At 64.8% G+C, this 9,953-nt stretch carries 12 protein-coding genes and 1 pseudogene; 12 read left to right on the top strand and 1 reads right to left on the bottom strand.

The window, feature by feature from the left end; translation table 11 throughout:
* The first annotated feature begins 182 nt into the window (after positions 1-182).
* The 11 genes from ACOJSN_RS06185 (at position 183) to ACOJSN_RS06135 (ending at position 8,742) form a co-directional block, all read left to right on the top strand.
* Positions 183-1,571, top strand: coding sequence for a recombinase family protein (locus tag ACOJSN_RS06185; RefSeq protein WP_420111635.1), 1,389 nt, complete (start codon positions 183-185; stop codon positions 1,569-1,571).
* A gap of 292 nt (positions 1,572-1,863) precedes the next feature.
* Positions 1,864-2,088, top strand: a complete 225-nt coding sequence (locus ACOJSN_RS06180; RefSeq protein ID WP_420111634.1) for a hypothetical protein — start codon at positions 1,864-1,866, stop codon at positions 2,086-2,088.
* 717 nt (positions 2,089-2,805) lie between these two features.
* Entirely contained in the window at positions 2,806-3,105 is a 300-nt protein-coding gene (locus ACOJSN_RS06175; RefSeq protein WP_420111633.1) for a hypothetical protein, read from the top strand.
* Positions 3,102-3,227: a hypothetical protein gene (locus ACOJSN_RS06170; protein ID WP_420111632.1), complete on the top strand. Its 126-nt coding sequence runs from the start codon at positions 3,102-3,104 to the stop codon at positions 3,225-3,227. The genes ACOJSN_RS06175 and ACOJSN_RS06170 overlap by 4 nt, the downstream gene beginning before the upstream one ends.
* A 220-nt stretch (positions 3,228-3,447) precedes the next feature.
* Positions 3,448-4,890 (top strand): DNA primase family protein, encoded by a 1,443-nt coding sequence (locus ACOJSN_RS06165; protein WP_420111631.1) that lies wholly within the window; start codon positions 3,448-3,450, stop codon positions 4,888-4,890.
* Positions 4,891-5,367: 477 nt separating this feature from the next.
* Complete coding sequence (locus tag ACOJSN_RS06160; protein ID WP_420111630.1) at positions 5,368-5,541, top strand: hypothetical protein; 174 nt, start codon at positions 5,368-5,370, stop codon at positions 5,539-5,541.
* Positions 5,538-6,104 carry an HNH endonuclease signature motif containing protein gene (locus ACOJSN_RS06155; protein ID WP_420111629.1) on the top strand — a complete coding sequence of 189 codons (567 nt, stop codon included), beginning with the start codon at positions 5,538-5,540 and terminating at the stop codon, positions 6,102-6,104. Before ACOJSN_RS06160 ends, ACOJSN_RS06155 begins: the two co-directional genes overlap by 4 nt.
* Before the next feature lie 160 nt (positions 6,105-6,264).
* Positions 6,265-6,426: a hypothetical protein gene (locus ACOJSN_RS06150; protein WP_420111628.1), complete on the top strand. Its 162-nt coding sequence runs from the start codon at positions 6,265-6,267 to the stop codon at positions 6,424-6,426.
* Positions 6,427-6,937: 511 nt separating this feature from the next.
* A complete protein-coding gene (locus ACOJSN_RS06145; protein ID WP_420111627.1) occupies positions 6,938-7,735 on the top strand; it encodes a hypothetical protein in 798 nt (265 codons plus the stop codon).
* A 354-nt stretch (positions 7,736-8,089) separates the two neighbouring features.
* Positions 8,090-8,431: a hypothetical protein gene (locus ACOJSN_RS06140; RefSeq protein ID WP_420111626.1), complete on the top strand. Its 342-nt coding sequence runs from the start codon at positions 8,090-8,092 to the stop codon at positions 8,429-8,431.
* A 50-nt stretch (positions 8,432-8,481) separates the two neighbouring features.
* On the top strand, positions 8,482-8,742 hold the full coding sequence (locus tag ACOJSN_RS06135; protein WP_420111625.1) for a hypothetical protein: 261 nt from the start codon (positions 8,482-8,484) through the stop codon (positions 8,740-8,742).
* Between the two features lie 672 nt (positions 8,743-9,414).
* Here the strand turns inward: ACOJSN_RS06135 and ACOJSN_RS06130 are convergent.
* The gene (locus tag ACOJSN_RS06130) at positions 9,415-9,735 is read right to left on the bottom strand and encodes a hypothetical protein (protein WP_420111624.1); all 321 of its coding nucleotides are present in this window, start codon (positions 9,733-9,735) and stop codon (positions 9,415-9,417) included.
* Between the two features lie 77 nt (positions 9,736-9,812).
* Between ACOJSN_RS06130 and ACOJSN_RS06125 the strand changes: the two are divergent.
* A pseudogene (locus tag ACOJSN_RS06125) lies at positions 9,813-9,953 on the top strand (CpaF family protein); the annotation flags it as partial.

Below are 9,953 nucleotides of genomic sequence, written 5' to 3'. Positions count from 1 at the left end.
GCTCCTCCTCGGGCGAGGTGCCGGTGCTGCACGACGACGACACGATGGTCGCGCAGGTCGCCGCCAGGATCGGCGGCTTCGGCCCGCTCCAGGAGATGCTGGACGACCCGGGCGTGGAGGAGATCTGGCTGAACTCGCCCTTCTAAGAAGGTTAGGTGTCTCGCTGCGAGTAGAGTAGCACCATGACTGGACGGCGCGCGGGCATCTACGCCCGAATCTCTCTCGACGACGGCTCCGCGCTCGGTGTGGGCAGGCAGATAGACGACTGCACTGCCGAAGCTCAGCGGCGCGGCTGGACGGTCATGGACGAGTACGTGGACAACAACGTCAGCGCGTCCAAGAGCAAGCCGCGACCCGAGTACGTGCGCCTCCTCGACGATGTGGAGCAGGGCCGGATCGACGCGGTGATCGTGTGGGACGTGGATCGGCTCACTCGCAAGCCCGCCGAGCTGGAAACGTTCATCGACCTCGCCGACCGTCACGGCCTCTCGCTCGCGTCGGTCGGTGGCGAGATTGACCTAGCGACTCCACAGGGCCGTCTAACGGCCAGGATCAAGGGCAGCGTGGCGCGACATGAAGCGGAGCAGATGGGGCGCAGGATCGCCCGTAAAGCGGAGCAGACGGCCCGCGAAGGACTCTCGACGGTCGGACCGACCCCGTTCGGCTATGAGCGACGTGAAGTGCCTCGGAACGGCGGAACGTTGGGGATGCTCGTGCCGTACGAGCCGGAGGCGGGCTGGGTGCGTGACGCTTACGCGCGTCTCCTGGCCGGTGACACTCTCCGACAGATCAGCTTGGAGATGGACGCCGCAGGGGTGAAGGGCAGGCGCGGGAACCGGATTGTCGGGTCCGTGCTGGGGAACATGCTGCGCCGCCCCGTCTATGCCGGTATCCGCGTCTACAAGGGTGAGCGGCTCGGAGCGGGGGAGTGGGAGCCGCTAGTGGATATGGAGACGTTCGACCGTGCGCAGGCGATCCTCGACGCGCCGGGACGGTTCCACACCAGGGGCACCGCGCCCCGCTATCTGCTGTCCGGGATTGCGTTGTGTGGCCGCTGTGGCGCGAAGCTCCGCCCGAAGGTGCATGTGAGCCGTAAGCGTGCCCCGGCGTACATGTGCCCGGATTGCACGCGCCTCACGAGGCTTATGGAGCCTGTGGACGCGGTAGTGCAGGCGGTGATCGTTGCACGGCTTGAGTCGCTGGACCTTGACCTGGCCGACGTTGATCCGGGGGAGCATCAGGCGGCACGTGAGGCTCGGGACGCTCTCACGGCGCGGATGGACACGGCAGCGGACGAGTACGCGGCGGGAAGGATCAACGCACGGCAGCTCGCACGGATCACGGAGACGTTAGAGGCGGACCTCGCTAAGGCAGAGCGGCGCGTGCTGGCGACGGCACCTAATCCGACTGTTGCCGGAGCGACGGGGAAGGGCGCGGCGGCAGCGTGGGAGGCGTCCCCGTTGGAGCAGAAACGGTCGATCATCCGGGCGCTGTGTGAGGTGACGGTGTTGCCGTCCGGGCCGGGTCAGCGGTTCAAGCCCGAGGAAGTGCGCATCGACTGGAAAGCGTGAGAGCACCGCGCACGACACGCCCATACGCGGGTGCAACTTACAGCCTATCGACGCTGTGGGATGTAGAGATTCTGTGCGTGCCAGGTGAACGGCAGGTGAACACGCGACGTTTGTGCAGGTCAGAGAGTAAAGGCCGTCACACTATTCCCCTAATAGTGAGGGGGTGTAACGGTTCTGGCGGTACAGCGAGAGGGTGTGCACGCCGCGCCGGAGCCGCCCCGTCACAGGGTTGGCCCCTCCGTGAGAGGGCATCGTCTCGGCGGGCAAGCACCTGATCGCCGCGAAGGCCGACGTGCAGCACGGCGAGTGGTTGCCGCTGCTCCGGGAGGTCGGCATCAATGACCAGGTTGCCCGTCAGCTCATGGCGGTCGGAGCAAACCCGGCCCTGGCAAATCCAAGCAATTGCTTGAATCTGCCGACCGCCGCCCGCTCGCTCTACGAACTGTCCCGCCTTGCACCTGAGGTCATCGAGTCCGGGATCGAGCATGGCGACACGCCCACCTACGGGTGCACGTAACAGCGTCTTCCCGCTGTCGAATGTTGCGGTTAGATTTCTTGTCACACAACAAATAGCCTCGCGATCACAAACCCGCAGGTGAATCTCACGGCCCACCACTAAGGGTGAGGGCATGTTTCCGCAGGTCACTCCACCGAGCATGCGCCCGTAACACCTGACCATTAGAGGTGAGGGGCTGTCACAGTTTTTGGGGCTTAGTGAAGGGGTGTGACACTCCACCGTCATAGGTGAGGGGCTCGTGCACTGTGCGTCGAGCAGTCCGCACCCTGTAACACTGTTCGGTACTAGGTGAGGGGCATCCCGCCTCGACGCCCGCGTAGCTCGTAACAGTTCTGGCCCCCTGGTAGAGGGGGCTGTGACACTTTTGGCCCCTTACTGAAGGGCGCTGTAACGCTTTTCGCCCCCTAGAGAAGGGGACTGTCACAGTTTTCCGGGTATAACGAGGGGCACTGTCCGCTTGCACCCCTTGAGCCTCACCGATCCGGTGGGGCCTTTTTCATGCGCCCGATCATGCGCTGTACGCCGATGGAGCCGCACAACGTAACGGTCGCGTAACGGTCACCCCGTGGCGTGTGTCCAGAAAAGCAAACGCGCAGGAAAAACCTGACATCGCGCCCCTACTAGTAGAAGCACCTTTCACCCAGCACCCACCGCAAGCCGTCACGACACCGTGGCGGCTTTTTCTATGCCCGGAAACGGGAGAACGGAGCACCCGCCATGTCCGACCCCACCACGCGCCGACTCGCCGCACAGGTAGCCGCTCACGAGTCCTGGGCCAGCACCAGCGACCGAGCCGCCCGCACCGCGAAAGCGCGCGCTGCCCTGCAGGCCCGATTCGAGAACGAAGTGGACCCCCACCGACTCCTCGGCGTCGAGGAGCGCGCACGCCGCGTAGAGCACGCCCGCAGCGCCTACTACGCCCGCCTAGCGCTCAAGCGCCACCAGGCCGTCCGAGACATCACCCGCGCCACCGAAGCACTCAACGCAGCCGACGCCGAGATTCAGGAGACCGCATGACCACCGACGCACTCGACAACTACGTCGCCGCCACTCTCGCCCGCGCCCCGAAGATCACCGACCAGCGCCGCGAAGAGATCACCCGAGCACTCCGCCCCGGCACCAGAAAGGCCCACCGATGAACCGCCACCCCGGCGAGATGTCGTGGTCATTCGGTCCCGGCCCGGCCGTCATGGACGCACGCCGCACCGAGGAAACCCGACAGAAGTACGCAGACGTTACTACCCGCATGTGGGCCGAGGCGTGGGGACCCGCACACCCCGACGGACGCGGCCCCCTCGCATTCGCCCTCGACGCGGTAACCGAATACACGAACCGACACTGAGCAATAAGGAACGATGAATGACAGACATCTTCGAAGAGGAAGCCGCTCGTGCAGCAGCATGGGAAGCTGAGACAGCCGCAGAATACGACCGAATCCACGAGGCGCAAGACCTCACCGTAGGCGAGCAGCATCGCGGACAGGCGCGCATCGCCTACCGATTCGCCAATCGCTACAGGCACCGCCTCATGTACGTGAACGGGCTCGGATGGCGCGTATGGGACGGGAAGCGCTGGGCCGCAGACCAGAAGGGCGCGACCACCACCGCCGTCCTCGACGTACTCCGCGCGGCACTGGCCGACTCAATCTCAGACCACGACCTACGTCTGGATGTCCGCAAGTCTGAGTCCGCGAACGGGATCGACGGCGTGCTGAGGATCGCGTCTGCCCTCCCAGGCATCCGGGTCGGCGTGGACGAGCTCGACGCCGACCCATACCTGATCAACTGCGCGAACGGAACACTCGACCTCCGCACGCGCGAGGTCCGCCCTCACGACCCCGCAGACCGGATCACACGCGTCGCCCGAGGTGCCTACGCGCCGACGGAGAAGTCCCGCGATTGGCTCGACTTCCTCGCACAGATTCTCCCCGACGACGAGGAGCGCGCCTACCTACAGCGCGTCGCCGGACAGGCAATCTACGGCGCGGTCCGCGAACACCTCTTCCCGATCCTCACGGGCACCGGAGCGAACGGCAAGGGCACCGCCTACGGGGCACTCGTCCACGCGCTGGGCGACTACGGAATCGTCATCGACCCGAACATGTTGCTGGGCGGGGGGAAGAAGGGCGGACCCGACCCCGAGCTACTGCAGCTCATGGGGGCGCGTCTTGTTGTCGGTTCTGAGACCGAGGAGGGGCAGCGACTCGACGCCGCGAAAATGAAGCGCCTCACGGGAGGAGACCAGATGACCACACGCGGCCTCTACTCCGATCCCGTCACCTGGAAGCCATCGCACCAGATTCTCTACGTCACAAACCACATGCCCGAGGTGAACGCCAACGATCCCGCCGTCTGGCGGCGAATCCGCGTGATCCCCTTCGACGTGGTGATCCCGCCACACGAGCGAGACGGGAAGCTCCCCGACCGCCTCGAGCTAGCCGCAGACGCGATCCTGACGTGGGCCGTCGAAGGATGGTTCGCCTACGAGGACAACGGGGGCATGGGCACCCCCGAGAGCGTCACCCGAGCCACGAGCGGCTACCGCGACGACTCTGACGACGTGAAGCAGTTCATCGAGGACGAGTGCTTCACGGGCGATGAACTCTTCGCGTCGGCCTCTGACCTGTTCTCCGCATGGAGCAAGTGGGCGAGCCAGAACGGCGCAAAGACGAACGACCAAAAGTGGTTCGCCAAGGAGCTGAAGCGGCTTGGGTACACCTCGGGGCGTAGCAGCAAGGGCGTCCGATGGAGGGGAGTAGCGGTGCCCGCGTGGCACGTCCACAATCCCCCGAAAGCAGCCTGACCTGCAATAGTGCAGGGTAGTGCACCCTGAAAAGCAAACTATCTAAGAACCTGCTCGTGTAGAACTTTGCTTTTCACCCTACATCACCCTACACGCCCCCCTCATCCGAGCCCCTCGCCAAACCGGCAGGGGCTCTCTTCATGCCCGAAAGGACCAATCATCGGAGCGTGGCAAACCAACTACCGAGGCAACATGTACCGGCTCACCGAGCACGGACGACTTCAGCTAGCAGAACAGGAACACGAATGGCAACAGCTCGATTATCGAGAACCGAGGATCGCCCGCAACGGGAAGCGACCATTCAACGAATCATCCGCGATGAACTCGACGCATTGACCGAACGACTAATCCAGCACGTCCGAGAGGAAGACAACACGTGACCCGATCCGAGATTCAACTCATTATCGCAGCCGACCTCATGAAGCTATTCATCGACCGGCAGATCAACCGATACATCGACAGTCAGGAGCAGCCCCGATGACCGCTTTCACTCCCGCTCTGGTCCGTCCGAGCGTCGGCACCCTGCGGCTCCGCAACGGGGAGCAGGCCGTCACGATCAGCGCGGCAGGACAGCGCGTCATCGTCCGCCCGCAGCATATGGGGACGCTGATCGAGGATCTAATCGAGCTTGAAGACGAGGAGGCCGAGTGAATACCTGCAGTATTGACGACTGCGAGCGGACGCGTAAGGCGCGTGGTTTTTGTGATACTCACTGGCAACGCTGGCGAAAGTACGGCGACGCCCGTCACCCGGTCAAGCTGTACGCCCGGGACCCGGAGGAAGCTTTCGAGGCGCGCACGGAGCCGCTCGTGTGGACCGATTGCATCGTCTGGACCGGTTACACGACAACCGGCTACGGCTCTCTCCGTGTCAACGGGAAGCACATGCTGGCCCACCGCTACGCGTGGGAGCGCGCAAACGGCCCGATACCGGACGGCATGGTCATCGACCACACGTGCTGGGAACGGATGTGCGTAAACGTCGATCACCTCCGCCTCGCCACCCGCGCACAGAACAACCGCTATCGAAATGGTGCAAATCCTGGCAGAGACCTCCCGCGCGGCGTCACCCGCAACGGTCGCAAGTATGTAGCGCAGGTGACGCTAGAACGCAGGAATCACTACCTCGGATTGCACGATACGCCCGAGGCCGCGTCAATGGCGGCAGATCAGTTCCGGCGTATCAACTTTGGAATCTTTGCGGGCAACGCATGAGAGTACGAGGAGACCGAGTGGCCCGCCCGCACCCCGTAGGTGATCCCCTCACGGCCTACAGGCGAGTCCTGGCGCGCGCCAGACGGGCCGAGAACACCGTCAAGGCACTCCGAGCCGAGAACACCGCGTTAAAGGCCGCACAGAACCGACAGGAGGACCAGTGACCGGAACAGCATCCATCAAAGCGATCCCGGACGGCGTGGAACTCAGGCAGGGCCAGAACACGGTCCGCCTGTACCGGCATCAAATACCGCCCTTCGCAGACTACGCCATCGATTGGTTCGAGCAGCTAGAGCAGCGAGCAGAGCAGGAGGGCGAGTGAGCAGATATCAGATCAGCCGGTACACGTGGGACAAGGGAGCACTAACAGCACGCGACGGCGTAAAGATCAAAACCAGACACGCATACGTCTTCATCGACACCGAAGACGTCACAGACCTAACCAACCAGCTAATCGATTGGCTGGAAGCACAAGAAGGAGAAGCAGCATGAACCGCCACGAAACAATCGAGGCAGCAATCCGGCGAGCACTCGGAGACATGGGAGTACAGCAGGAGCCGAAGGAGGACGAGGAGCAGCAGCCGCAGCACGTCCCCGTCGAAGCGGCGCTAAGCCAAGCAATCGGCGGACCCGGAGCATACGGCCTCAACGACGACCACTCCCTAGCACGAGCACTGGGCGCGCACACACTTACCGGCGAACGACTCTAAAACACCCCCAATAACAGCAGTACCTACTACCGAACAGGAATGCACAATATGAATAACGAAATCGCTATCCTTACCCGGGGCGCAGCCGGAGACGTTGGCCGCATCAGCGAGCACCGTGCCCGAGTGGCCCGCATCGCTGAGCACGGCGGCACCATCCCCGCCGCGTACCGCAAGGCAGAACAGCGCTGGGACGCATGGATCGAGGCATCGAACGCGTCACCCATGACCGCCCTCACCAACGCATACGCCGATGGTGCAGACGAGGACACGCTCGCCACCCTCCGAGCCGCCGCCCTGATCACCGAGGCCGCGACCGCACCCCAGCTCGCCACCGTACGGAACAGCGTCGCCCCCGCCGCATACTCCGCACTCCGAGCCGCGTACTCACCGCAGGCAGGCAAGAACTACGCCAAGCTCGCGGAGCAGTACAACACCGCCGCCGCAGAGTTCGTGCGCCTCGCACAGATCATCGACCCTGAGAGCGACGCGAAGAACCTTGTCTCTGCCGACGAGGACACGCGCCGCGCATGGTTGGAGGCTGAGCTGATCGCCGGGAAGCTCGACACCCTCGCCCCCATCCTGGCCGACGCCGCGCTACTCGCCGGGGCCAACGTGAAGGGCGAGCCTGCACTGATCGGACTGCTCACCGATCCGAAGTCTGCTCATCGTCGCCGCGTCTACGAAGCATGGAACGCGAACGACAATCGGTGCAACAAGTGGAGCGCGCTGATCGCACTGGACGTGGACCTGCGAGCCGCCGACCTGGGCGAGCACTGCCCGTACCGCGAGCCGAGGCCCCTCGAAGTTCAGCACATCCGAGGAAACATCGGGGTCCGCTCCGTAACCGTGGACCCCGAAGACGACGAGCCGACCAGCACTGTCCAGCTCCGAGACGGCGAAGCGCTCGTGTCTCTGATCTGACCGACCGGGCCGGGGAGGGAACGCGCAGGTCAGACCCCTGGCCCGCACCCCCTCCCCTCCCCGTCGCGACTTCGCTTCCGCCCCATTGCTAGATCCGAAGAGGCCATATGAACGGTCACCATGCCGTGCGGGGCTGTTTGGGGTGTTGGTGCTGGTGGTTGCGGGTGTTGGGCTTGTTGGGAATCGGTGTCATTAATGGGAGGAACCATGGGGAAGAAGGAACTGAAGCCGCACGGGACGATTGCGGCTGTTCGGCGTCATCAGCGGGCGGGTGACCCGTTGTGTGAGCAGTGCGTCGTGGCGTGGCGGGACTATCGGCGTGAGCGTCGGAACGGGGCGCGGGAGGACGTGGGCGTGGAGGAAGTGCCGGTGTCTGACGTGTTCGAGTTGCCGTCCGAGTTGGAGGAGACCAGGAGCAACTATCGGGCGGTGGTCGCGGCGATGGGCTCCCCGTCCACTCCTGCGACGGCGCTCTCGTCCCTGTCGGCGCGGCGTGAAGCGCTGTATGCGCGGCTGGTCGTGTTGGAGGAGCAGCGGATGCATCGTGAACTGATCGAGTCGATCACTGACGGGGACCTCGCTGCGTCGGCGGTGCGTGAGGCGGGCGGGACCGAGCTTGACGCGTTGATCGCCCGCAGGTCCGCGACCCGGAAGCCGCTGCGTTCGGTTGCAACCGCCGAGCATGCCGACGACTGATCTTGCGGACTGGCCGCGAGGGTCGGGGGTCGGGGCTAATGTCCAAGTTAGTGGCGACGGTCGCCCAAGTCGACGGAGAGGTTGGAAAGATGGAAGAGCAGGAGAAGAGTCCGACTGAGCAGCGGGCCGCACTGAAGAGACAGACCGAGGGGGCGCTACTTCAGGCGATCAAGAGTCGCGCAGAAAAAACCCCCACACCTGACCTCCTGAAGACTCTCGCTGAGGCTTACGCGCTCGTGATGAGCAACAAGGCACCTGAGGACAAGTCGTCCGAGGGTGGGAGCAAGCCGGGAGGGCAGCGGTTCCTCTGACCGGCACGAGCGCCCCTTGTCCTGGCCTTCACGGTCCAGGCAGGGGCGCTTTCTTGCGTTGTCGGCCCCTCGCTGCATCATCGTCCGCATGCCTGATCTGATCCGCACCCCGCACGGCTGGGCTGTCCCCGATCCTGGCCCGTGCCGGTGTGGCGAGGTGCGGGCGATGGTGGGCTGGCGGTTCTGCCGGTGCGCGGCGGCTGGCGAGTCGGGCGGGCATCTGACGTATCGGTGCCGGGGCTGCGATGCCGTGCGCGTGCCGGGGTGTGCGGGCGAGGTACCGATGCCGGGGCCGATGGAGTCCTGCGGTTGCCGGTGACTGCCTAGTTGCGGTCGCAGCCTACGGCCCGCCTTTGCTTGGTCCCCACCCCGGAAATCTCCCACGGCCCCCGCTCCGTCTACCGCTGGTGACACGACGAGAAGGCCCACCGCCGTAGCGATGCGCCTAACGCCGCCCCTCGTGCGCATGGTCCTCGTGCGCTACGCCGCCCCGGCTCCGGGCGGTTCTGGTGGATTGTTCTCTAGCCGTGCTTGCCTGATCTTGCCCCTGTGCACGGGGCCGCGTGGGAAGCCGTGAAGGCACGCGTAGAACCGCCTGAACGGCTCTAGACGCCCCGCAGAGCGCCCGTGTGTGTTCCGGGCGGCTGTGGGGCGCGTAGAGCGCTCAGGAGGTCACGCGTGGGCTGTCTCCCGCAAGCGGAGGATGTCGCCCGCGTTCACGCCGAGAGTGTCGGCCACATGGAACAGGTCGCCGGTCGTCGCCCCGTCGGGGGAGTGGAGCGCACGGCCAATCGCAGCGGCCTCAAGTGCGGTGAGCGCGAGCCCGCAGACGATCCTCTCTCCGAGCCGGATGGTCAGCTCTACGCGGTCCTCGACGTGCTCGACAATCGCTGTTCCGCCGTCCAGGGGGATCGCGCGCGTCGTCACGTCCCCGGGCGCGTCTGCGATGGGTGCGGGGGTACGGGTATCGTTGTGCATGGCGATGCCTCTCATCAGGTGTTGCCCACGCCCGCCACTGTTCGCGCAGTGGGCGGGCATCTTTCGTTGGAGACACCTAAGTGACTTGACGCCCCTCGCAGGTCTTCGTGGCCAGGAACGGGCGCAGCGAGCTGACCACGATCGTGCTCACCGATGACGAGGTGCACGGGATCGTCGAGCGGATGCTCGTCTCCAGCGGCCGCCGCCTCGACATGTCCAGCCCCTTCGTCGAC

The sequence above is a fragment of the Pseudactinotalea sp. genome (assembly GCF_048594945.1).
Taxonomy (GTDB): domain Bacteria; phylum Actinomycetota; class Actinomycetes; order Actinomycetales; family Beutenbergiaceae; genus Pseudactinotalea.
Note: the sequence above shows the minus strand (reverse complement) of the source record. Positions and strands in the feature narration are given on the sequence as shown.

Excerpts from the sequence above, each read along its gene's own strand:
- ACOJSN_RS06185 (WP_420111635.1), top strand. The coding sequence starts at position 183 with ATGACTGGACGGCGCGCGGGCATCTACGCCCGAATCTCTCTCGACGAC.
- ACOJSN_RS06175 (WP_420111633.1), top strand. The coding sequence starts at position 2,806 with ATGTCCGACCCCACCACGCGCCGACTCGCCGCACAGGTAGCCGCTCAC.
- ACOJSN_RS06170 (WP_420111632.1), top strand. The coding sequence starts at position 3,102 with ATGACCACCGACGCACTCGACAACTACGTCGCCGCCACTCTCGCCCGC.
- ACOJSN_RS06165 (WP_420111631.1), top strand. The coding sequence starts at position 3,448 with ATGACAGACATCTTCGAAGAGGAAGCCGCTCGTGCAGCAGCATGGGAA.
- ACOJSN_RS06160 (WP_420111630.1), top strand. The coding sequence starts at position 5,368 with ATGACCGCTTTCACTCCCGCTCTGGTCCGTCCGAGCGTCGGCACCCTG.
- ACOJSN_RS06130 (WP_420111624.1), bottom strand. The coding sequence starts at position 9,735 with ATGAGAGGCATCGCCATGCACAACGATACCCGTACCCCCGCACCCATC.